The organism is Brevibacterium sp. FME17 (assembly GCF_014897515.1).
GTDB lineage: Bacteria > Actinomycetota > Actinomycetes > Actinomycetales > Brevibacteriaceae > Brevibacterium.
This window is the reverse complement of record NZ_JABUYD010000011.1, coordinates 39225-61778: the sequence shown is the minus strand read 5'-3', so window position 1 is coordinate 61778 and position 22554 is coordinate 39225. Positions and strand designations below refer to the sequence as shown.

The window sequence follows — 22554 nt, the reverse complement described above, 5'->3', positions numbered from 1 at the left end:
ATGCGTGTGCTGTGTCAGATTCCGGAGATCATGAACTTCTCTCTCGCACTCACCTTGGCCCTCGCCCTGGTCATCGGCCTCACCCTGGGGCTGCTCGGGGGCGGCGGCGCAATTCTCGCTGTCCCGGTGCTCACCTATATCACCGGCCTGGAGCCGGTGCAGGCAATTCCGACCTCGCTGTTCATCGTCGGTGTCACGTCGCTGGTCAGCCTGAGCCTGCATGCGGCGAAGAAGCGGGTGGTGTGGCGCACAGGGCTCATCTTCGGGGTGGCAGCCATGGTGGGGGCATTCGCCGGCGGCCGAGCGGGAGCATACGTCCCGGCTCCGGTGCTGATGCTCTCCTTTGCCGCGGTGATGACGGCCGCTGCCATCGCGATGATTCGCGGACGTCGGCAGACCGGTGACCAGCATGAGAGGCCACCGGAGCTGCCGATCAGCAAGGTCCTTGCCACCGGCGCAGTGGTCGGGCTGGTCTCCGGGTTCGTCGGCGCGGGAGGGGGCTTCCTCATCGTTCCCGCGCTGGTGCTCTTGGCACGGCTTCCGATGCCACGCGCCGTGGCCACGTCCCTGCTCATCATCACCATGCAGTCTGCGTCCGGACTGGCCGGCTACGCCCTCTCGACCCCACTCGACTGGTCGCTGGCTGTGGCCATCGCCGGCCTCGCCGTTGCCGGATCCTTCATCGGCTTCTGGCTCAGCAACAGGTTGCCCAGTCAAGGCCTGCGCAAGGGATTCGGGTTTTTCGTCCTGGCCATTGCTGCAGTCGTCGTCATCGAGGAGACTCTCCTGCTCATCGGGTGAGAGCTGGTGAGACCTGAGGTCCGCTCATCTCAGTCCACGCAGCGCCTCGACTGCCGCAGTGACATCGTCTTGGTCGTTGTAGATGTGGAAGCCGAATCGTGCCCGGCCGTCGGTCATCGAGAATCGGATCCCCGCCTCTTCAAGTCGCGACGGTGCAGAATCGGCGACCTCGATCGACACGATCGCAGAGTTCGACGCTTCGAACCCCATCCCCTCACGGAAAGCATTGGCCAAGGCCACATCATGCTCATGGATCGCTTCGACGCCGACCTCAAGCAGAAGCTCGAGCGCCGGTGCCATCCCGACCCAGCTGTGCCAGGCCGGAGAGATGTCGAAGGCACGAGCGTTGTCTGCCAGGCGCATCGGCATGCCGAAGCTGGCTCCGCTCCCGCCTGCGAACCATCCAGCCGCGAGCGGCTTCAGCCGCGCGGCGAATTCCTCCTGCGCCCGAGTGCTCGCCTCACCCGCGTCGCGGCTGGCCGGTGGGCGCATCGTGAGGAACGCAGCCCCGCGCGGAGCACACAGCCATTTGTAGGCGGCGACGGCGAGGAAGTCGACCTCGGCGGCATTCAGCGGAAGCCACCCGGCGGCCTGCGTGCCATCGAGGACGGTCAGTGCTCCCACCTCGCGTGCACGTGCCGTGATCTCCGGAATGTCGGCCACTTCCCCGGTTGCCGACTGTGCCGCCGAGAACGACACGAGCGCTGTGGACTCATCGATCGCCTCGGCGAGGGACTGCAGCGGTGCGGTGCGAACGTGCACACCGCGGTCCGCATGGACGGCGAAAGGGTAGACACCGGAGGTGAACTCAATGTCGGGGACGAGGACTTCAGCACCATCGGGAAGGGCCGCGGCGATCGGGGCGAGCAGCTGGGAGACGGCGGCGCCTGTGGTCACCCAGTCCGCATCCGCACCGACCATCCGTGCGAAGAGTTCTCGGGATGTCTGGACGGAATCCGCCCAGGCCTGCCAGGGGCGGGTGCCGCGTCGCCATTGTTCGAGCGATGCCTGCATCGCGTCCCACCCGCGCCGAGGTGGTGGCCCGTACGAGCAGGAGTCGAGGAAGGTGCGTTCGACGTCCCATTCCGCCTGCGCTTCGGCGAGCGAGAGTGCGGACGTGTGCGTGCTGCGATCGTCATTGATTCCCATTCCACCGAATCTAGCACCGAGGTAGAGCGCAGGCGATGCGGCTAGGCGATGCGCTCCGGGTAGGAATACGCGTTGAAGCGGCCCCTACGGTTGAAGCCGATGACGCTGACACCCACGCTCTTGCCGTGTTCGACGGCCAGCGCCGAGGGTGCGCTGACGGCAGACATCATCGGGATGCCTGCCATCGCGGACTTCTGCACCAGTTCGAAGGAGGCCCTGGCCGAGACCTGCAGGACGGTGCGGCTCAGCGGCAAGCCGATTCCATTGTGTGACATGGCCCAGCCGATGACCTTGTCCACGGCATTGTGGCGGCCCACGTCCTCGCGGGTGACGAGGAGCTCGGGCTCGGCATTCGGGTCCTCACCGACGGCGAAGAGTGCCGCGGCGTGGACTCCCCCGGTCTTGTCGAAGACGTTTTGTCCCTCACGCAGCCGGTCGGGCAGTTCCCCGATCCTCGCCGCTGAGATCAGGGACGGGAACCGGAATTCTTCGTCGAGGTCGACGGGGAAGGACGCCGGGATGAGGGGGTAGGCGGAGGTCTTCGTCACCGCGTCGATGGCCGCGGTTCCACAGATCCCACACGAGGACGAGGTGTAGACGGATCGGGCGGGGGCCGCCTCGGCGCTCCAGGTTCCGGGTCGCAGTCGCACGGCCGCGACGTTGTAGTTGCGGGATCCGTCGGGGGCGAGCCCGGCGGAGAAGTCGATCTCCTCGATCTCGTCCATCGAGGTGATGACCGACTCGGACAGCAGGTAGCCGGCGATGAGCTCGACGTCGTTGCCGGGTGTGCGCATCGTGACGGAGAACTGCTCGCCGTCGAGTCGGATCTCCAGCGGCTCTTCCCCGGCCAGGGAATCGGGACCGGCGGAGATCTCTCCGGTGGCATCGAATTTGTAGACCCTGGCGCGGACTGCCCTGCGCTGCTTCATCCCGATCAGTCCCGTGGTCCGTGGTCGGTGGTGTCCTCGACCGAGGTCTGGATGTGTTCGAGGAGTTCGTCGATGACGGTGATGCCGTCCTTGACCCCGCCCTTGGATCCGGGGAAGTTGATGACGAAGCTGCGGCCGGTCACGCCGGCGACTCCGCGGCTCATCACCGCCGAGGTGGTCGTCTCCAGTCCCTTGCGCCACATCGCGTAGATGAGTCCGGGTGACTGTCTCTCGAGGATTTCGGCCGTGAATTCCGGGGTGCGGTCATCGGGGGCCAGGCCTGTGCCGCCGCTGGTGACGATGATGCGGGGGCGCTCGGCCTCGGAGGTGTCGATTAGGAGGGCGCGCAAGGCTTGGCCGACGGGTTCGCCGTCGCGGACGACGATGGCCTCGGGAGTCTCGTATCCGCGTGTGCGCAGCCAGTCGACGAGAATCGGGCCGGTGGTGTCGGCCGCCTCTCCCCTGGCCGCCGAGGTGGAGGCGATGATGACGGCAGCAGTCCGTCCCGCGCCGAGGAGGTCATCGGCCTGGGATGTCGCCTGGGCTTGTGCTGCCCCATTCGTTTCACTGCTCACGATGCCATCGTACGTCGGACAGGCGCTGCGTTCGACTGGTACCCATTACAGTGAGAAAGGTCCACAGGGAGGAGGCGCGATGGAGGATCTGTCGCTGAGCACGCTGGTCTGGCTGCGCATGGTGCGCTTCGTCGAGAACAGCAATCAGCTGTCCAATGACCATCTGCGGCAGTTCGATCTCACCCTGGCCCAATTCGAAGCGCTGGCCCATATCCGCAATTTTCAGCCGATCACGCAGACCGACCTGGCCCGTGGTCTCACCGTCACGGGAGGTGGCATCTCCAGAATGCTCTCCCGTCTCGAATCCGAGGGGCTCATCTCGAGGCAGCAGGATTGGAAGACCAAGCACATCTCGCTGACCGACAAGGGCACCGAGCTCCTCGAGCGGGCCTATCCTTCCCAGCTTGAGCAGCAGGCTTCACTCTTCGACGAGGTCCTCGATGAGGACGAGAAGACGCAGCTGCATGCGCTGATGAAGAAGCTCTACGAGCACAGCATCACCCGTTGCGAGGACGATTCGCAGTCCTAGGGAATATTTCTCCGGCACTATCAGTTGACATGGCAAATGACATTTCACTGAGGAGAGAAATTGAGCGAAACCACCGGCCAGACTGCACCTCCTGAGCAGACAGCGCCCACTGAGCAGGCCCAAGCCACGAACATGATGGATCACCTCGGATTCACCTCCGGTCAGGGACTGCAGTTCGGGATGTACAGCCTCGGCGATCATCTGCCGAATCCGGCCGACGGGTCCAGGGTGGACGCCGGCGAGCGCATCCGCGAATTCATCGGCTACGCCCAGGCGGCCGAGGATGCCGGCTTCGATTTCTTCAGCGTCGGTGAGAGCCATCAGGAGTACTTCGCCTCGCAGGCCCATGCCGTCATCCTCGGCGCGATCGCCCAGGCCACAAGCACGATTCGCATCGGCAGTACCTCGACGATCCTGAGCACCTCGGATCCGGTGCGCGTGTTCGAGAACTTCTCCACCATCGATCACATCTCAAACGGTCGCGCCGAACTCGTCGCCGGCCGCGCCTCCCGGATCGGCCTGTTCGAACTCCTCGGCTACGACCTGCGTGACTACGAAGAGCTGTTCGAGGAGAAGTTCGAGCTGCTGGGCCGGATCAATCGGGAGCAGCGGGTGACCTGGAGCGGGAAGTTCCGCGCCCCGCTCAACAGCGCCGAGGTGCTCCCCCGTCCCGCACAGGACCCGCTGCCGATCTGGCGGGCCGTGGGCGGCGCCCCGACAAGTGCGATCAAGGCGGGCCTGGCCGGAGTGCCCATGGTCATGGCCCACCTGGGCGGGACCACCTCGTCGTTCAAGCCGACGGTCGATGCCTACCGGGAAGCGGCACGTCACCGTGGCTTCGATCCCGCCACCCTGCCGATCGCGAACGCCGGATTCCTCCATGTCGCCGAAACCTCGCAGGAGGCGCTGCGCGGGCTCTACCCGCACATCAATGAGGGGATGAAGCGCTCGAATGGGCAGGGCATGCCCAAACAGCTCTTCGCCCAGGCCGTTGACCCGCACAGCATCGTCAACCTCGGCAGCCCGCAGCAGATCGTGGAGAAGGTCCTGCACCAGCACGAGGTCTTCGGTCATCAGCGCTACCTCGGTCAGATCGACTTCGGCGGCATGCCTTACGAGAAGGTGATGAAGCAGATCGAGATCCTCGGCTCTGAGGTCATTCCCGCCGTGAAGAAGTACACGGTCTCGTCGACTCCCCAGGCCACCTCGGCGATGAATGCGAACACAGCCGAGGAGGTTGCCCGATGAAGCTCGTCGCTCTATCCGGTTCGAACGTAGGCACGAAGACGCGCACGGTCATGGAACACCTCACCCAGACCGTGATGGTCCAGGACCCAAACGTCGAGGCCACACTCATCGACCTCGCCGAGGTCGACATGGTCTTCAGCGACGGCCGCAACTTCACCGAATACACCGGCGATACCGGTCGCGTGACCCGGGCTCTCATGGACGCTGATGTGATCATCATCGGCACCCCGATCTTCCAAGCCTCGATACCGGCGACTTTGAAGAACATCTTCGACCTGCTGCCGGTCAATGCCTTCCGGGACAAGGTCGTGGCCATGGTCGCGACCGCGGGTTCGGCCAAGCACTATATGGTTCCCCAACAGCAGCTGCAGCCGATCTTGACCTATATGAAGGCGCAGGTCGTCCAGCCCTATGTGTTCGTCGAGGAGAAGGACCTGCTGCGGGGCCAGATCGTCAACAACGATGTCATCGCGCGCCTCGACCGGCTCGTCGAGGACACTCTCGTGCTCACGCAGACCTATGCCTCGATCCGGGAGGCCAAGGAGGCCTCGTACGGGTTCTGAGCCCAGAGTCCGGGAAGCACTCGAACGGCGCTGATCGACTCGGGTGACAGGCGACATCATCACCGTCATCGCCCGCATCGGCCTCGGCTCCATCTGCATCGCCACGGCTGGCAGAAGTTCAACGAATGGACCATCGCCGGAACTTCCGAATCGTTCTCACAGATGGGCGTGCCGCTGCCGGGGATCGCCGCACCCATCTCCACCTTCGTCGAACTCACCGGCGGTGCGCTGCTGCTCGCGGCCATGGGGCCGGGTCTCGGCTCAGCGTCGACCGTGTTCTCTTCTCCGCAAGAAGACCAAGCCGGGATGGCGTTCCGCCGAGACCCGGGCGGTCGCCGAGGTGTGATAGCTCATGGCATCCGCCCCGAGACCGACTCTCAGCGCTTCGCGCGTGCCGAGAGTCCGGCAAGAAGTACCGGCACCGCGAGAATGAGCGCCCATGCAACTCGGCGCAAACGCTGCTCGCCGCAGACTGCGACCTCGAAGGTCGATTCCGCCTCGCTTCGCGTCAGTCGGGCCTTCTGCTCGGCACCGACAGCGACATCCGAGGGGTCGGTTCTGTGCTCCTCCCATATATTCACCGGGTAGCCGGTCGTCGGTCCGACGGCGGGGAAGCAGATGAAATGCTCACCTCCGTAACTGCTGCCGTCGGCGCCGAGACTGCCAAGAGTGGGCAGGACAAGCAGGAGCGGGTCATCCGACGGGTCCTCTTCGGATTCAGACATGGTCACAGTGTGTTCAGCACCTCACCACGATGTCCATGCACGAACGGCCATCACCGTCCGTGCCCGCGAAATCACAGCCGACCCTCCCGTTCGCGGGCATCCGGCTGAGGATCGTCCGGAGCTTGTCTCTGCGGCACCGAGCGCCAGACACTGGATCCACCAGGAGCGGGGACGAAGGGACAGAGCAGTCGATGACACCTCAGGCCATTTCCTCTGAGATCTCCACCGATCTCGACAGGCGCAGGCGCCAGATCACGGCGGGTTTCGCCGGCTTCTACTCCCCGCTGGCCGTACTGACCTTCGTACTCACCTTCTTCCCCTACTACAAGTCGGATCCAGAGGAGTCGACGCAGTACGGCAGCCTATGGCAGGAGGCAACCCGAACCGGGCACAGCTACGACATCATGGCCGTGATCATCTTCCTCGCCATCGTTGCGCTGCTCACCCTCGCCGCCGTCGAGATGCTCGGCGTCGTCGGGCTCATCGCGACAGCGGTCCTTACCCTGTCGATCGGCACTCTTCTCTGGACGGCTCCGGGTTTCTCCGATCCGCCGGAGCACTCCCATGCGGGCATCCTCGACATCACCATCTGCCTCATCGGCACGGTGATCCTGCTGAGCAATGCAGCCTGTCTGCTCGTCCTCGCCCGGGGTCAAAAGCGCCGGACCGCCTCGGCGACGGCAGCGGATTCCTCGACGCGGTGACCTGCGCGAACGATACCGGCGGCGGGGACCACGCCTCGCCCTGCGCTGCTCGGGCTCGCGCCACCGCTCTCATCGTCGACGCGACCGTCATGTCCTCGTGCGACCGTCATGTCCTCGTGCGATACAGGCGCATCGTGATCGGGGCCAGCACCGCTGTCAGGATCGCCGAGACGATGAGCACCCAGGTGATGTCACCGAGCGTGGCGGTGCCGTACATCAGCTCCCTCACCCCGGTGACCAGATACGAGACGGGGTTGATGCTCTGAGCCCAGGTCTGGAGGCCCGACGGCATGGTTTCGGGATCGACGAAGATGTTGGATGCGAAGGTCAAGGGCATCAAGAGCAGCATGGAGACTCCCATGACAGCGTTCGGGGTCCGCATCAGCAGACCGAGGATCGTGAAGATCCAGCTCAGGGAGAAGGCGAAGATGAGCAGGAGCACGATGGCCAGAACGACTCCGAGCACACCGCCTTCGGGCCGGAATCCGAGGAGCAGTCCGAGGCCGATGGTGATGATCGAGGCCACCGTATAACGCACGCTGTCGCCGAGCAGGGCTCCGACGATCGGGGCCGGTCGCCAGATCGGCAGGGACCGGAACCGGTCGAACACGCCCTTCGTGATGTCGGTGTTGATCGTGAACCCGGTGTAGACGGTGATCAGGAGCACTGACTGCACGAGGATGCCCGGCAGCAGGAACTGCACATAGGTCTGCGGGTCGCCGGCGATGGCGCCGCCGAAGAGATAGACGAACATCAGGGTGAAGATCACCGGTGTGAGGGTGACGTCCATCAGCTGCTCGGGCACATGTTTGATCTTCAGCAGCGCCCGATGGGTGAATGTCAGCGTCACCGCCGGCGCCGAGGGCCGTTTGGGCCGCCGATCGACTCGGATGACCTTGCGCAGTCGATCGTCGTCACCGATGTTCGGCGTCGTCATCGGCCACCTCCTCGGTCTGCTGCTCAACCGGCCGTTTACCGTCACTGCCGGCCATGGTGCCGGTGAGTGCGAGGAAGACCTCGTCGAGGCTGGGCTGTCCCAGTGAGAACTCCGGCACGGAGATTCCGGCCTCATTCATCTGCGGCAGCAGTCGCGCCGCCCGGTCCTCCATCCCCTGCGGGATGCGGGCCGAGAGCGCGTACGGGTCGGTGGGACGGGTGATCTCATCACCGACGATCCGGTCGATGACTCCTGCCGCCGCCTCCCGCTGCCCGGCGTCGGCGAGCCGGAGGTGAACGCTTCCGGCGCCGACGGAGGTCTTCAGCTGCGGGGCCGTGCCCTCGGCGATCAGCTTGCCCTGGTCGATCACCGCGATGCGGTCGGCCAGCTGATCGGCCTCCTCGAGGTATTGGGTCGTCAGCAGCACCGTGGCCCCCTCGGACACGAGCAGACGGACGATGTCCCAGACCTGGTTGCGACTGCGGGGGTCGAGCCCGGTGGTCGGCTCGTCGAGGAAGAGCACCTTCGGGCTCATCACGAGGCTTGCCGCCAGGTCGATGCGCCGACGCATCCCTCCGGAGTAGGACTTGACCGGCTTGTGCGCCGCCTCGCGCAGCTCAAAGGCCTCCAGCAGACCCGAGGCACGTTCGCGTGCCTCACCTCCGGTGAACCCGTACATGCGAGCCAGCAGTCTGATGTTCTCGGACCCGGTGAGGTCCTCGTCCACCGAGGCGAACTGTCCGGTCAGCCCGACGTTGAATCTGACATCATCGGCGTCGGCGACGATGTCATAACCGAGCACCCGCGCGGTGCCGGCGTCCGGTCTCAGCAGCGTTGCCAGCATCCGCACCACTGTGGTCTTGCCCGCACCGTTGGGCCCGAGGACACCGTAGACCGAGCCCGCGGGCACGCGCAGATCCACACCGTCGACGGCCCTGACGTCTTTGAAGTGCTTGACGAGACCGGTGGCCTCGACGGCCAACTCCGCGCTCACGGCCGTCTCCGGGGTCATGGCTACCTCCCGCTCGAGTGTTCGACAGCAGACGGACGCCACATCGGTGTCGGTGAGACACTCAGTGGCCCAGCTCACATTCTACCTGTGCCGCAGAACCCCGACCAAGCACATCGTGCGCCCCGACCTCGGCCCCACTCACACCGACCGGCCCACGAGTCCCCGCGCACACGGCCGGCGCACGAACCCCCGCGGACTGAGCGGATTCGGGAACTCATCACCATAGATCCCTAGTACATTAGTGGACTAATGGACTATGATGGCACCATGTTCAGCAGCGACGGTCCGATCTTCCAGCGGTTGGCGGCTCAGATCGCTGACGACATCGCCGCAGGCGTCTACCCGGAAGAGGCAGCAGTGCCATCAGCCACCGACCTCGCGCTCTTTTTGCAGGTGAATCCGGCGACGGCGAGCAAAGGCGTGAACCTCCTCGTCGATCTCGGAGTCCTCTACAAGAAGCGCGGACTCGGGATGTTCGTCGCCGCCGGTGCTCGACAGCTGCTTCGCGAACGTCGCCGCGAAGACTTCCGCACCCGGTATCTGCAACCGCTGCTGGCCGAGGCGCACATGCTCGACATCGATTCCCACGAGCTGCATCGGATGATCGACCAAGAGCTCACCGCGCAGCCACAGAAGGATCGGTCGCCGACGGACCGGCCACCGACAGAACAGTCACAGACGGAGGATCCGCCATGACCACTGCCATCGAATTTCAGGACATGAATCGCACATTCGGGCGCACGGCCGCACTCGACTCGGTCGACCTGTCCATCCCGGAGGACTCCATCTGCGGGCTCCTCGGCCGCAACGGCTCGGGCAAGACCACTCTGATGTCGATCATCGCCGGCCAGGACCACCCCAGCACCGGCACTGTCACGGTCTTCGGCCAGCGCCCCTTCGAAAACGAGACGACGCTGTCGAAGATCATGTTCGTCCGTGACAATCAGGCCTACCCGGACGGCTACCGGCTCCGTCATGTGCTGCGCATCGCCGGCGACTTCGCTCCGAACTGGAATCCTCAGATCGCGGCCGAGCTGGTCGACAGGCTGCGCATCCCGGAGAGGACGCCGATCAGGAAGTTCTCGCGCGGGCAGTTCTCCTCCGTCGCAATCGTCCTGGGGCTCGCATCCCGGGCACCCGTCACGCTGCTCGACGAGCCCTACCTCGGTCTCGACGTCACCGCACGCTCCGTGTTCCATGAGGTGCTGCTCCGCGACTACACCCACCACCCCCGAACCATCGTCCTCTCGACCCACCTCATCGAGGAATCGGAGGGGCTCTTCGATCGGGTCGTCATCGTCGATCGCGGACGCGTGAGAGTCGACCGGGAACGCGATGGCATCGCGGACCTCGCATTCACCATGAGCGGACCCGTCGATGTCGTCGATCGATTCTCGACCGAGCGCACGATCCTGCACACCCACAGCGTCTCCGGGCTCAAGTCCGTGACCGTCGAAGGCGCCAGTGACGAGGGCACGGCTGCCGCGGCCGAGGCAGCCGGCGTCCGCATCGCACCCGTGACCCTGCCCCAACTCGTCGCCGCCTACGGTGCCGAGCGCTGATCCGCAGCAGACCAGCCGACATCGATCACGAAGGGACGATGATCATGAATGCGATCACCTCGACCGTCAAGCTCCACCTGAATCAGCGATTCAACACCTTCATCACACCACTGCTCATCGCCGGGACCGTCGCCCTCATCTCGGTCGGCATCTCACTCGTGTTCTGGCGTGCCGGCAGTCTTCCCGGAACGCCGGGATGGATCCAGGGATCGCAGGCCAATCCCGGCATCGTGTATGCGCTCGTCGGGTTCCTCGTGTACTTCGGAGTCGCTTCCGTGGCCACGACGTTCCCGTTCGCCCTGACGTTGGGCACGACCAGGCGAGCCTTCGTCACCGGCACCCTCGCCTGGTATGCCCTGACGGCGGCCTATATCGCGGTGATCTTCGCCGTGCTCAATGCCCTCGAGCAGGTCACCGACCACTGGTTCGTCGGCTTCTACATCTTCGATGTCCACGTGCTCGGGGCCGGCGACACGACCCGGCTGCTCCTCACCGTCTTCCTCGGCGTCCTCACCGCACTCACGATCGGCGGGGTCTTCGGCGCCTCTTGGGTGCGGTTCGGCGCGCGGGGCCCGCAGTTCATCGCCGTCGGACTCCTGCTCGTCGTCGGCATCGCACTGCTCGTCGTCATCGCCGATCTCGCTGAGCTCATCGCGGCCTTCGAACTCTGGTGGCTCGTCGTCGCCGCCGGTGCCGTGATCGTCGCCTCCGCTGTCGGCAGCTGGCTGCTGCTGCGACCCGCAATCGTCCGATGAGCTCCCGGCCCGCCCTCAGAATCTCCCCGGGCAGACCCCGTCGACGACCGACGCCCTGCCGACTGATCAGCCCTGGGTATGATGCGCGTCGGTTCGCCTTCGCACTAGCATGAGCCCCATGAACGACCGACTCTCCGCCGCCCGCGGCCAGCAGGCCGCACCCCCGTCGGACCCTGACAGTCGTCTCCACCGCGCACGCAGGCTGCTCGCCGCGCACCCCTGGGTGGCCGATGCGCTGATCTGGGTGCTCCCGCTGGCCTACATCGCCGTCACGACGATTCTGGCAGGTGCCGAGACGCCCACGTTCACGGCACTGCCGACCTTCTTCCAAGTCGCCATCGTCCTGCTCCAGACGCTCCCATTGGCCCTGCGGCGCACAGCACCGCTGTTCAGTTCGATGCTCATCGCCCTCGCCTGTCTGCTCAGCATACTCACGATGCTCGGTCCCACGATCGGCATCATCGCCGTGCCGTTGACGATCTACTCGACGACCGCCTGGGGCACGCGCCGCCACGGCCAGATCGTGCTCGGTCTCGGACTGGTGGGGGCGTGCCTGCTCGGCCTGTGGTTCTACCTCGTCTCTCTGCAGTCGACGGTCGGACCGGATGCGCGGCCTGTGGACTTCGGTGAGTATTTGGTCATGTTCACCGTCGTCGCCCTCTGCGCTTCGATCGTGCTCACCGCCTGGCTGCTCGGCGGAGTCGGCTACCGACGGCGCCGTGAGATCGAAGGGATCCGGGAACGCAACCGCCTACTCGAACATGAACGCGAATCCGAGACGCGTCTGGCCACCGATGCCGAACGGATGCGCATCGCTCGGGAGATGCACGACGTCATCGCCCACTCTCTCTCCGTCGTCATCGCTCAGGCCGACGGCGGACGCTACGCGGCGTCAGCGAACCCGCAGGCGGCGGTCGGGGCGCTCGAGACGATCTCCCGCACGGGCAGGGAAGCACTCGAGCAGACCCGATCGCTGCTGGGCTTCCTCCGCGCCGACGACGAGGACAACCGCCGTGCCGCGCCGCTGCCCGGCGTCGCCGACATCAGACGCCTCATCAACGACATCCGTTCCGCCGGTCTGCCCGTGTCCATCGGCGGCATCGACGAGGTCGACGACACCTCGCTGCCCGACGGTGCCGGCCTGGCGGTGTACCGCATCGTCCAAGAGGCGTTGACCAATGTGCTCAAACACGCCGGCAGCATCGCTCGTGCCCATGTGTCGCTGCACCTCGAAACGCGGGAATTCGTCGCCAGGATCAGCGATGACGGAGCCGGGCAGACCCCCGACGCCGAAACCTCTGACTCCGCGCAGCTGCGCTCCCGCGGCAACGGCATCACCGGAATGAAGGAGCGGGCCGCTCTCTACGGCGGCACCCTCACTGCGCGGCCCATCCGCTCCACGGGACTGCCCGATGCGAATCGGCCGCGTGCCGGACGTGACGCCGGCCTGTCCTCGGAAAGCGTCACCGGAAGCACGTTCGGCACTGCCACCGGCTTCGTCGTCGAGGCTCGCTTCCCCCTGCGTGAGGGCTCCCAGGCGGACGATTCGAACCACACAACAACGGGGACGAACGACATCACAGCCGATAGCCGTGCCCCGACAGCCGACACCGCAGACACCGACTCACAGACAGCCCGATGACCCCGCCCGAGACCCAGACGCAGACGAATCCGGGCGCCGCTCTGCGGATCGTGCTCATCGACGACCAGGCCCTCGTGCGCACGGGATTCGCCATGGTCATCGACTCCCAACCCGACATGAGCGTCGCCGGACAGGCCGCCGACGGCGACGACGGAGTGACCACAGTTCGAACCGTGGAACCCGACGTCGTGCTCATGGATGTGCGCATGCCGCGCGTGGACGGCATCGCCGCCACCGAGCAGATCCTCGCCCTGGCCGATGCCGGGCAGATCCGAACTCCCAAGATCGTCGTGCTGACGACATTCGATGAGGACGAATACGCCTTGCGGGCGCTGCGCCGCGGCGCTTCCGGGTTCCTCCTCAAGGACACCATGCCTGAGATCCTCCTCGAATCGATCCGCACCGTCATCGACGGCGGAGCGGTCATCGCTCCGAGCACGACCCGCAGACTGCTCGACAGACAGCTGCTCGCCCACCTCGGCGATGGCGATCTTTGCGACCGGGCCACACAGTCGGCACCACAGCCGGCAGAGAGCCCGTCCGCGGCCGGTCTGCTCGACGAGGCCGCAGCACAGCGCCTGGAGTCACTGACGCCGCGGGAGCGCGAGGTTCTCACCCTCATCGCCTCCGGGCTGAGCAACACCGAGATCGGCGATGAGCTCTGTCTGGCCAAACCGACCGTGAAGACCCATGTCGGACGCATCCTCATGAAACTCGAGGCCCGCGACCGGGTCCAGGCCGTCATCCTCGCCTACGAAGCCGGCCTCGTCCATGCACACGGCTGACTCCCTGCGCCGATGTCATCCCCTGGTATGACCTGCCCGTCCCGCGGTCGGTCCGCGGCAGGGCAAAGACCATCCTCCGGTCCGATGTGCCAGGTCTCGACAGCGACGAAGCTGGAGGCATGAACTCATCACCGACTCCGGCAGAGCCCACCATCCCGCCGACCGCCGATTCCGGCGATCATCGCGATCCGCCGCACCGGCACCCCTCACCGAGGCCGGCCATCCGAGCGATCGACCTGCGCAAGAGCTATGGCGCAGGCGACGCGCAGGTGCTGCCTCTGGACGGCCTCAGCCTCGACATCGAGGCCGGACGCTTCACCGCGATCATGGGCCCCTCGGGATCGGGGAAGTCGACACTGCTCAACATGCTCGCCGGACTCGACACCCCCGATTCCGGGGAGGTCGTCATCGGCGACACCGCGATCTCCGGCCTCAGCGACCGCAAGCTCACGGCTCTGCGCCGCGACCGGATCGGATTCGTCTTCCAGGCCTTCAACCTCGTTCCGGCGATGAACGCCGAGGAGAACATCCTGCTGCCCTCGCATCTGTCGGGCCGGCGGACCGACAAGCGCTTATTCCGCCGCATCGTCGATCTCCTCGGCCTCAGCGATCGACTGCGCCACCGCCCTCATGAACTCTCCGGCGGCCAGCAGCAGCGCGTGGCCGTCGCCCGAGCCCTCGTCGCCCAACCCGACGTCATCGTCGCCGACGAACCCACCGGCAACCTCGACTCGACGTCAGGGGCCGAAGTTCTGGGGATCCTGCGCTCCTCGGTCGATGAGCTGGGTCAGACCGTTGTCATGGTCACCCACGATCCGGTGGCCGCTTCGCGCGCCGATCGGGTGGTGCTGCTGGCCGACGGACGCCTCGCCGGCGAACTCTCCGACCCCGAACCGGAGACCGTGGCCTCGGCCCTCATGCAGGTCGCCTCCGCCGAGGGTGGAGGTGCTCGATGATCCGCCTCGCCGTCTCCAATCTCCGCAGCGCTTCCGGCAGACTCATCGCCGCCGGCATCGCCATCGCCGTATCGGTGGCCTTCATCGTCGCCGCGCTCCTGTTCTCGCAGGCCTTCGGCGACACGCTGCGCAACCAGGTCCGCGCCCAGTGGTCGGGTGCCGATGTCGCCATCACCGCGGACGCGGCGGATGACCCCACAGCACCCGCGGAGGGCTCTGCGCTCAGCGAATCCCTCCGCGAGGCCGTCGCCGATGTCGACGGTGCCGAGTCCGCCCAGCTCACCGAATCCGGCTACGTCTCGGTCACCTCGGCGTCCTCCACCGTGACCGCGAACGTGACGAACGTTCCGCAGGGTGGGCAGTTACAGCCGGAGGAGGGATCGGCCCCGAGCGGGGCGGGCGAGATCATGCTCCGCGCTGCCGATGCCGAAACGCTCGGGGTCGATGTCGGGGAGTCGCTGACCCTGTCGACCTTCGACGCATCCGGAAGCGGCGATGGCGAAGGCCCCTCCTTCACCGTCTCCGGCATCATTCCCGGCTCCTCGAGCACCGGGCTCGCCCTCTACCTCACCGAAGCCGGGCTGCAGAAGGCGCCGACAGAGCTCATGCCCGAGGCCGTGCGCATCGTCGCCGCCGACGGCACCGAGCGCGCCGATCTCGCCGCGACGGTCACGTCGTCACTCGAGTCTGCCGGACTCGACGAGGGCGTGTCGGTCCAGACCGTCGACCAAGTCGTCGCGGATCAGGTCGACGAACTCTCCGGAGCCTCGGACTTCCTCTCGACTGTCGGCATCGCCTTCGGGCTCCTCTCGGCCGGAGTCGCAGCTCTGGTCATCTCGAACACGTTCCAGGTGCTCGTGGCCTCACGCATCCGTGTGCTTGCGCTCTTTCGCGCCGTCGGCGCCTCGCGGCAGCAGGTCCGTGGCGCTGCCCTCGTCGAGGGCCTCACCCTCGGCGTCGTCGGTTCGGCCGTCGGCGTCGGCCTCGGATTCCTCATCGGCTGGGGTCTCACGGCCGCAGCACGAGCGTTCTGGATCCCCGAGTTCGCTCATGTCTCCTTCTCTTGGACGGCGTTGCTTCTCGGCCCGGCCGTCGGCATCGCCGTGACTGTGGCCGCCGGTCTCATCCCCGCTGTCCGTGCCTCGCGGGTCTCCCCCATCGAAGCGCTGCGGCCGGTCGACGTTCCCGCCGCCAACCGCCGCGTTCCCTGGGCCCGGGCGGTCCTGGGTCTGGTGCTCGCCTGCATCGGCGTCACACTGAGTCTCTACGGAGCCCTCGAGCAGTCGGTCGTCTTCGGCATTCTCGGCTGCTTCGCCCTCTTCGTCGCGATGCTCGTGTCAGCACGGGTGTTCGTGCCGCCGTTCGTCGGGTGGCTCGCCCGCCTCATCGGGGCGGTGACCGGGCGGTCCCCGGCGGTGCTGTTGGCCGGGCGCTCAGCGAGTTCCGCAGGTTCACGCACGGCGTCGACGACGGGCGCCCTGCTCATCGGCATCACTCTGGTGACCGCTGTCGTCGTCGGCTCGGCCAGTCTGCAGCGTACCCTCGAGCTCGCCACTGCCGGTGACACCCCGGTCGACCTCGTGGTCGCAGAATCGGGCGGCGACGTGGAGTCCGTCCTCGACGGCTCCGACATCGCCGAAGACCGGACCACGGTCCCTGCCCCTGCCGCCTCGGTAAGTGTCGACGGCTTCTCCGGCTCGGGAGAGCTGGCGGTCACGAGCGCCGACGAAGCCGCGGACACTCCGGTGGTCCGCAGCGAGGGCTTCGATGTCGACGAGGGCACAGTCCTTCTCGCACCGTCGGCTCTGGGCATCGATGCCGCCGCGGAGGACATCAACGGCAAGAGTGCAACCGTGAGCATCGGGGGCGAGAACATCGTTCTCACCGTCGTCGGTTCCCGCAGCGTGCCGACGGGCACTGCCCTCGTCAGCGGCGCGGATTCCGCCGCGATCGCCGAGGCGGCCGGCAGCTCGGCAGAGAAGCAGACCTGGGTGCGAATCGCCGATGACGCTTCGACGTCCCAGATCGAGGCGCTGACGTCCGAACTCGACGCCGTCGGGACCTCGAGCGATGCTGGTGCCGCACTGACCCGGGCCCAATATGCCTCGGTCTTCCAAGTCGCGCTCACGGTGGTCCTCGGTCTGTTGGCCGCGGCAGTCGTCATCGCCGTCATCGGGGTGAGCAACACGCTCACGCTCTCGGTCATCGACCGTCGTCGGGAGGGTGCACTGCTGCGTGCCCTCGGCTTCACGCGGCGGGCGATGTCGCGGATGATCACGACCGAATCCCTGCTCATGGCCGTCATCGCGCTCGTCTTCGGGACCGTGCTGGGCACATTCTTCGGCTGGGTGGGCACCTCCTCGCTCACGGCAGGCACGACCGATCCGGTGCTCTCCGTTCCCCCGATCCAGCTGGGCCTCATCGCCCTGGCAACGATCATCGCGGCGGTGCTCGCCTCGGCGATCCCCGCCCGCTCGATGTCCCGGATCGCTCCGGCGAAGGGAATGAGCATGGAGTGAGCCGGCCCGGGGTCGGGCCGCCTGAGGTCGGCCCGGGGTCGGCCAAGGATGTTCCCGGGCGGGGGCGGATGTTCAGCTCCCTGACATAAACTCAGAATACGGTGTAGTTGCACTTTCAATCAATTATGGAGATCGCTGTGTACGCCACGACTGGATTCCCGACCATCGCCCGCGACATCATCACCGTCCTCGCCCGGATCGCCCTCGGCGTCATCTTCATCGCCCATGGCTGGCAGAAGTTCAATGAGTGGACTGTTTCGGGAACCACCCAGTCCTTCGCCCAGATGGGTGTGCCGCTGCCGGACATCGCGGCACCGTTCGCCACCTTCGTCGAGCTCATCGGCGGTGCGCTGCTCATCCTCGGCGCCCTGACCCCGCTCGTCGGGATCCTGCTGGCTGCCAACCTCATCGGCGCACTGGTCATCGTGCACCTGGTGCCCGTTCCGTTCGTCGATCAGGGCGGCTGGGAACTCGTGGCAGCCCTGGCCGCCGGTGCCCTGCTGCTGGCAGCCATGGGACCGGGACGCTTCAGCGTCGACCGGTTCCTGTTCAAGGGGAAGAAAGGGGCGAAGTCGCAGGCTCAGAAGGTCGATGCGCCGAAGGCGTCGGGCGGCGAGTTCACTCCGGCCAACTAGTTGTGCCGCCTTTGTCGACGCCTTCACGGTTGAAGCACCGGCCGGGTGGCAGCAGAGCAATGAGTCCAAGTATTTGCTGAGGAACAGTGGAAACGAATCGAGCCACTTCTACCGTCCAACACCGGCAAGAGCCTGCGCGGCCTCGCGCAGGCAGAGCCCACGAGCGCACCCGGAAGTCAATCGTTCGTCGGGTGGCCGGAGTTCGGGTCGGCAGAGCGGGCCACATCCCGGCGTCGCGCCCACAGCCACACCCCCGCGGCGGTCAGCAGCATCAGGAGTGTTCCCGGCCACATCACTTCGCCGTGCCCGGAGCTGCGGTCGATGGTGATCTCGCTGGAGAAGAAAGAGGCGACCATGAGCAGGATGGCGTTGTTGACCGCGTGCAGCACAACGGCCCCCTCGATCCCCCCGGTGCGCCAGGTGATCACCGCACAGGCCAGCCCGACCGAGAAGGTGTAGACGACCATCAACGGGTCTGCCAGTCCGTGCACGACGGTGAACATCAGGTTTGGCGCGAGCAGGGCCACCAGCAGCGAGACCGTGCGCTGCGTGGTGAATGAGCCGAAGCTGCGTGCCAATAGGCCGCGCGCGGCGTACTCCTCGCCGGCCCCCTGCAGCGGGCTGGTCAGAAGCCCGATCACGAACAGGACAATCGTGCTGGCCAGCGTGGCCGACGGCCCGCTCACCCCGGCCGCCTCGGGGTTCATCAGCGTCCAGACGATGCCGTACACGATCCACACCGGCACCAGCACGCCGGCTAGGTTCAGTGCCAGCTTCCACCGGAAGCGGCCGTGCACCGAGTGCATCCAGCGTCCGGGTTGACCGAACAGCAGCCGTTGCAGGCCGAGAGAGATCGGGATCAGCAATCCGATGGCAAGGTTACTGGCGAGCAGCCGGGCCGGGCTCATCGCCACCACTCCGTCACCCGGCGTCTCCGGTGGCACCAGGCCCAGGCCCAACGACCCCGAGACGGCGGTCAGTCCCCACGTGAGCGTGAAGGTGCTGACGACATAGGCAACGGGGATCAGCACGATCGCCAGAACAGCCTTCCACCACCGGTAACCAGGGGTGCGCAGGAACTGGTGGTATTCGGTCGGTCCCGATGGCAGGGCAGGATCTCTAGAGAGGTTCGCGTGACGGTCGTGGATTCGCATACATTCCTTTTCGACGCGGACAGCATCCGCCGTCCGAGATGGTGGGTGTTTTCTCCTGGAGATCACGGAAGCTTTTGAAAGAGCTCACCCGTGACCGGCTGCGGCGGGACGGGGTCAGGCCTCGATTCCGTCGGCCTCAACGTCCAGCAGCCGGTGATGGCGGAAGGTGAGTGCTCGTTCGATCCCCGCGAGTCCGGCGGTGAGGGTGAGCGCTATGTTCACCCCTGCCGGCAAATCAATGGGAGAGGCGAACGGGGCGAAGCGATCAGCCCAGAGCGACAGATGGGTGACCAGCTCGAGCAGCTGTGGGGCGAGCAGGATCAGGTTGATCGTCAGCACGATGACTGCACCGACGGCCAGGCCACGCCCGACCCCGGGGTGGCGGCGGGAGAGCTGGGCGCGCCAGTGCTCGGGCGTCCCTGGCGCGGGATCGAGACGTCTCTGGCTGCCGTCGGCGCGGATCAGATGGATCCGCTGCATGCCGTACCTGCTCGCGGCGACCTCGATCCGGTCCGGTCCGAGGGGGAATCGGACCGGCATGTCGGAGCTCTGCACGTGCCGGTCGTCCCTGTAGAGAGAGGCCCGGCCCGACAGGTGATCGACATCGACCGTCGCGGTCGACGCGTCGTGAAGGTCGATCGTGAAACGCGTGCGCTGCAACGAGAGGGACGGGCGGAATGCCGGTAAAGGCGAACCACGCACTGGAACGGGTGTCAACCAGTCCCCTTCATTGCCATCGAGCCCCTCGAAACCGTCGATCCGACCGCTGCCATACGGATCCTTCCGCGCCGCGCCTTCCCAGGGGTCGTGCTCGTCGCTCACGTCTCGCACCGTCCAATGTCGTGAAAAGAGAGATCATCGACGCAGAATTTCTTTAGCATGCTCATGCTACACAACAATAGCATGAAGATGCTAGATGCGCTAGAGTGGGCGCATGGTCCAAAGAGTCGACCCGGATATCCGCCGGGAGCAGATCGCCGACGCCGTGATCGAGGAGATCAACGCGCACGGGCTTCGCTCGGTCACCCTCGCGCGCATCGCCGCTCGCACCGGCCTGGCCATCGGGAGCATCCGGCACTATTTCAGCGACAACCTCCGCGAGGTCATGCGCTTCACCTTGGGAATCCTGATCCAGCGCGTCGTGCGCCGCGACGTGGGACTCTCCGACGATCCGGAAGCGCGGATCACGGACGCCATCGTCTTCGCCGCACCCACCAGCGAGCAGGAGCGCAAGGAGAACACCGCGCTTGTCGAATACCGGGTCATGGCGCGCACCGATCCGGAGCTCGCAGCCGACATCGCCGCAGCCTCACTCGCGGGCACCGAAGCGATCCACGCTCTGCTGCGTCAAGCATTGGCCGGCCGCACGATCGACGAGGAGGCACTGCGTCGTGAAGCGCTCCTGCTGTTCACCTTGATCGAGGGGTTCTCGTTCAATTCGGCGCTGTCATCCGCCCCACTGCGGGAGGAAGAGGTCCGCGCCGCAGTGTCGGCGACCATGCACCGTCTGCGCGATGCCTACCCGTCTTCCGATGAAGCCGTGGAGTGAGCGGTCAAAGGAGACAGACCTAGGTCACGGTCGGCGAGACGTCTCGGTCACCAGTTGCTTCACTCGCTTCGAATCGGCGGCGATAGGCCGAAGGCGTGGTCTGGAATGCGGCAGCGAAGTTCTGCCGCAGGGTCACCACACTGCCGAAGCCGCAGTCGGCAGCAATCTGATCGATGGATCTGCTCGTGGTTTCCAGCGCCCTCCTGGCCTCGTCGAGGCGACGCGTTCGCACCCATGATGCGGGCGTGGCCCCCGTCGAATCACGAAACGAGCGGATGAAGGTGCGCACGCTCGTATGCGCGACCGCAGCCAGCCGCTCCACCGACAGGTCTTCGCTCAAATGGTTCAACGCCCAGTCGAGTACCTCCGAAATCGGATCGCCACCGGCCCGTTCCGGCAGCGGACGTTGAATGTACTGGGCCTGTCCCCCATCACGGTGGGGCGCAATCACCAAGGAACGCGCCACCTGATTGGCGGCTTCGGCCCCCAACCTCGTGCGCACCATGTGGAGACAGGCATCCAACGCCGAGGCTGTGCCCGCCGAGGTGATGACATCGCCGTCATCGATGTAGAGAACAGAATCGTCGATCTCCAGATCCGGATGTCGGCGACTGAGCTGGTCAAACCCCTGCCAATGCGTGACTGCTCGCCGGCCGACGAGCAGTCCCGCGTCTGCGATGGGGAACGTGCCCAGGCACAGTCCCGCGATCGTCGCACCTCGTTCATGAGAGCCGACGAGCAGCTGTCGCAGGGGCTGCCCAGCCGGGCGACCATCGGCGTACCAGGACGGGACCACTACCACCTCGGCGTCGGATGCTGCCTCTGGCCCACTCAGTCCGGCAATCTGATAACCCTCCGCCGTCGTGATCGGTTCACCGCCATCGGAGAACAGGACCGTCTCCCACGGTGACAGTCCCTGTCGAGCGACCTCGTCGAAGACCATCTGCGGCACGGACAGATGGAACATGGTGATTCCGGTGAAAGCGTAGATGGCGATGCGCACGAGCGTCTCTTCCTGATGGCCTCAAACAGATTGGCGTAATTCCATCGTAGATGAGCATTTGTGCTACTGGTAGTGCCTGACCGTCTCTCGCACACTGGAGCTGTGCCGCACACCCGCGCCACATCCTGACTTACGACATCTTGGAGATTCGATATGTCTACCGCTCGCCGCGCCCTTGTCCTCGTCGATGTTCAGCAGCAGTACTTCGACGGTCCGCTGGAGATCCAGTACCCGAGCCATGATCAGTCGCTGCCGAACATCACAGCGGCCATCGACGCCGCGGTTGCCGCCGACATGCCGGTCGCCGTCATCCAGCACACGATGGGCACCGAAGCCCCAGTCTTCAATCCGAACGAGCCCGGGTTCGCACTCCACCCCGAGGTCGCGCAGCGCCAGGCCGATTCTTGGAAGTCAGTGGTCAAAGAGTACGGCTCCGTCTACGCGGACACCGACCTGGAAGCATGGCTGCGCGAGAAGGGCGTCGACACCGTCACGCTCGTGGGCTACATGACCAATAACTGCATCCTCTCCTCAGCAGCAGGGGCCGAGGTTCTCGGCTTCACCACCGAGGTGCTCTCGGATGCGACAGGCGCCATCAACATCGCCAACGATGCCGGCTTCGCCGATGCGAAGACCGTACACACGACGCTGATGGCGCTTCTGCATTCGAACTGGGCCGCAGTCGCGACCACGGATGCCTGGACCCAGGCGCTGACATCGCAGGAGGCTCTGCCCAAGGGAGACCTGGGCAGCTCAGCAGTCACGGGTGCGCAGAAGGCTGGGCAGAGCTGAGCCGTTTCTGAGCTGACGTTGAGGCGTCCT

The 22554-nt window shown here is 65.8% G+C and carries 24 protein-coding genes and 1 pseudogene; 16 read left to right on the top strand and 9 right to left on the bottom strand.

Annotation, left to right across the window (positions count from 1 at the left end; all coding sequences use genetic code 11):
* Positions 1 to 30 precede the first annotated feature (30 nt).
* Complete coding sequence (locus tag INT40_RS11575; protein WP_165770310.1) at positions 31 to 801, top strand: sulfite exporter TauE/SafE family protein; 771 nt, start codon at positions 31 to 33, stop codon at positions 799 to 801.
* A 24-nt stretch (positions 802 to 825) separates the two neighbouring features.
* On the opposite strand, the gene INT40_RS11570 is transcribed toward INT40_RS11575, so the two are convergent.
* The 3 genes from INT40_RS11570 to INT40_RS11560 are packed head-to-tail and all read right to left on the bottom strand — an operon-like array spanning position 826 to position 3454.
* A complete protein-coding gene (locus INT40_RS11570; RefSeq protein WP_009884887.1) occupies positions 826 to 1950 on the bottom strand; it encodes an aminotransferase class V-fold PLP-dependent enzyme in 1125 nt (374 codons plus the stop codon).
* Positions 1951 to 1991: 41 nt separating this feature from the next.
* Positions 1992 to 2879 (bottom strand): formate dehydrogenase accessory sulfurtransferase FdhD, encoded by an 888-nt coding sequence (fdhD, locus tag INT40_RS11565; protein WP_096167700.1) that lies wholly within the window; start codon positions 2877 to 2879, stop codon positions 1992 to 1994.
* A 5-nt stretch (positions 2880 to 2884) separates the two neighbouring features.
* Positions 2885 to 3454, bottom strand: coding sequence for a MogA/MoaB family molybdenum cofactor biosynthesis protein (locus INT40_RS11560; protein ID WP_096159607.1), 570 nt, complete (start codon positions 3452 to 3454; stop codon positions 2885 to 2887).
* 79 nt (positions 3455 to 3533) lie between these two features.
* Here INT40_RS11560 and INT40_RS11555 point away from each other — a divergent pair, with 79 nt between their 5' ends.
* From INT40_RS11555 to INT40_RS20625, 4 genes and pseudogenes are all read left to right on the top strand, one after another.
* Positions 3534 to 3983 (top strand): MarR family winged helix-turn-helix transcriptional regulator, encoded by a 450-nt coding sequence (locus tag INT40_RS11555; protein WP_096157505.1) that lies wholly within the window; start codon positions 3534 to 3536, stop codon positions 3981 to 3983.
* A gap of 60 nt (positions 3984 to 4043) precedes the next feature.
* A complete protein-coding gene (locus INT40_RS11550; RefSeq protein WP_009884883.1) occupies positions 4044 to 5231 on the top strand; it encodes an LLM class flavin-dependent oxidoreductase in 1188 nt (395 codons plus the stop codon).
* Entirely contained in the window at positions 5228 to 5794 is a 567-nt protein-coding gene (locus tag INT40_RS11545) for an NADPH-dependent FMN reductase (protein ID WP_193096094.1), read from the top strand. The genes INT40_RS11550 and INT40_RS11545 overlap by 4 nt, the downstream gene beginning before the upstream one ends.
* Positions 5795 to 5824: 30 nt before the next feature.
* A pseudogene (locus INT40_RS20625) lies at positions 5825 to 5980 on the top strand (hypothetical protein); the annotation flags it as partial.
* Positions 5981 to 6171: 191 nt separating this feature from the next.
* Here the strand turns inward: INT40_RS20625 and INT40_RS20620 are convergent.
* Entirely contained in the window at positions 6172 to 6519 is a 348-nt protein-coding gene (locus INT40_RS20620) for a hypothetical protein (RefSeq protein ID WP_226831228.1), read from the bottom strand.
* A gap of 191 nt (positions 6520 to 6710) precedes the next feature.
* Between INT40_RS20620 and INT40_RS11535 the strand changes: the two genes are divergently transcribed.
* A complete protein-coding gene (locus tag INT40_RS11535; protein ID WP_096159611.1) occupies positions 6711 to 7223 on the top strand; it encodes a hypothetical protein in 513 nt (170 codons plus the stop codon).
* Between the two features lie 106 nt (positions 7224 to 7329).
* On the opposite strand, the gene INT40_RS11530 is transcribed toward INT40_RS11535, so the two are convergent.
* On the bottom strand, positions 7330 to 8160 hold the full coding sequence (locus INT40_RS11530) for an ABC transporter permease (protein ID WP_096159613.1): 831 nt from the start codon (positions 8158 to 8160) through the stop codon (positions 7330 to 7332).
* On the bottom strand, positions 8138 to 9172 hold the full coding sequence (locus tag INT40_RS11525; RefSeq protein ID WP_096159615.1) for an ATP-binding cassette domain-containing protein: 1035 nt from the start codon (positions 9170 to 9172) through the stop codon (positions 8138 to 8140). The genes INT40_RS11530 and INT40_RS11525 overlap by 23 nt, the downstream gene beginning before the upstream one ends.
* Positions 9173 to 9439: 267 nt before the next feature.
* On the opposite strand from INT40_RS11525, the gene INT40_RS11520 reads away from it, so the two are divergent.
* The 8 genes from INT40_RS11520 (at position 9440) to INT40_RS11485 (ending at position 18026) form a co-directional block, all read left to right on the top strand.
* Positions 9440 to 9868: a GntR family transcriptional regulator gene (locus tag INT40_RS11520; RefSeq protein WP_114384900.1), complete on the top strand. Its 429-nt coding sequence runs from the start codon at positions 9440 to 9442 to the stop codon at positions 9866 to 9868.
* Positions 9865 to 10734 carry an ATP-binding cassette domain-containing protein gene (locus INT40_RS11515; protein WP_096159616.1) on the top strand — a complete coding sequence of 290 codons (870 nt, stop codon included), beginning with the start codon at positions 9865 to 9867 and terminating at the stop codon, positions 10732 to 10734. Before INT40_RS11520 ends, INT40_RS11515 begins: the two co-directional genes overlap by 4 nt.
* A gap of 44 nt (positions 10735 to 10778) precedes the next feature.
* The gene (locus INT40_RS11510; RefSeq protein WP_096159998.1) at positions 10779 to 11489 is read left to right on the top strand and encodes a hypothetical protein; all 711 of its coding nucleotides are present in this window, start codon (positions 10779 to 10781) and stop codon (positions 11487 to 11489) included.
* A gap of 118 nt (positions 11490 to 11607) precedes the next feature.
* Positions 11608 to 13131, top strand: a complete 1524-nt coding sequence (locus tag INT40_RS11505) for a sensor histidine kinase (RefSeq protein WP_165771026.1) — start codon at positions 11608 to 11610, stop codon at positions 13129 to 13131.
* Entirely contained in the window at positions 13128 to 13916 is a 789-nt protein-coding gene (locus INT40_RS11500) for a response regulator (RefSeq protein WP_096159620.1), read from the top strand. Before INT40_RS11505 ends, INT40_RS11500 begins: the two co-directional genes overlap by 4 nt.
* A gap of 119 nt (positions 13917 to 14035) precedes the next feature.
* A complete protein-coding gene (locus INT40_RS11495) occupies positions 14036 to 14872 on the top strand; it encodes an ABC transporter ATP-binding protein (protein WP_096159999.1) in 837 nt (278 codons plus the stop codon).
* The gene (locus tag INT40_RS11490) at positions 14869 to 17391 is read left to right on the top strand and encodes an ABC transporter permease (protein WP_096159622.1); all 2523 of its coding nucleotides are present in this window, start codon (positions 14869 to 14871) and stop codon (positions 17389 to 17391) included. The genes INT40_RS11495 and INT40_RS11490 overlap by 4 nt, the downstream gene beginning before the upstream one ends.
* A gap of 137 nt (positions 17392 to 17528) precedes the next feature.
* Positions 17529 to 18026, top strand: coding sequence for a DoxX family protein (locus INT40_RS11485; RefSeq protein WP_240517946.1), 498 nt, complete (start codon positions 17529 to 17531; stop codon positions 18024 to 18026).
* Positions 18027 to 18202: 176 nt separating this feature from the next.
* Here the strand turns inward: INT40_RS11485 and INT40_RS11480 are convergent, their stop codons facing one another.
* Positions 18203 to 19180 (bottom strand): CPBP family intramembrane glutamic endopeptidase, encoded by a 978-nt coding sequence (locus INT40_RS11480; RefSeq protein ID WP_096159625.1) that lies wholly within the window; start codon positions 19178 to 19180, stop codon positions 18203 to 18205.
* 114 nt (positions 19181 to 19294) lie between these two features.
* The gene (locus INT40_RS11475; RefSeq protein ID WP_096159627.1) at positions 19295 to 20002 is read right to left on the bottom strand and encodes a hypothetical protein; all 708 of its coding nucleotides are present in this window, start codon (positions 20000 to 20002) and stop codon (positions 19295 to 19297) included.
* Positions 20003 to 20114: 112 nt separating this feature from the next.
* Here INT40_RS11475 and INT40_RS11470 point away from each other — a divergent pair, with 112 nt between their 5' ends.
* Entirely contained in the window at positions 20115 to 20729 is a 615-nt protein-coding gene (locus INT40_RS11470; protein WP_096159629.1) for a TetR family transcriptional regulator C-terminal domain-containing protein, read from the top strand.
* 19 nt (positions 20730 to 20748) lie between these two features.
* Here the strand turns inward: INT40_RS11470 and INT40_RS21210 are convergent, their stop codons facing one another.
* Positions 20749 to 21732, bottom strand: coding sequence for a GlxA family transcriptional regulator (locus INT40_RS21210; protein ID WP_101556454.1), 984 nt, complete (start codon positions 21730 to 21732; stop codon positions 20749 to 20751).
* Between the two features lie 153 nt (positions 21733 to 21885).
* Between INT40_RS21210 and INT40_RS11460 the strand changes: the two genes are divergently transcribed.
* Complete coding sequence (locus INT40_RS11460) at positions 21886 to 22524, top strand: isochorismatase family protein (protein WP_101556455.1); 639 nt, start codon at positions 21886 to 21888, stop codon at positions 22522 to 22524.
* Positions 22525 to 22554: the final 30 nt, after the last annotated feature.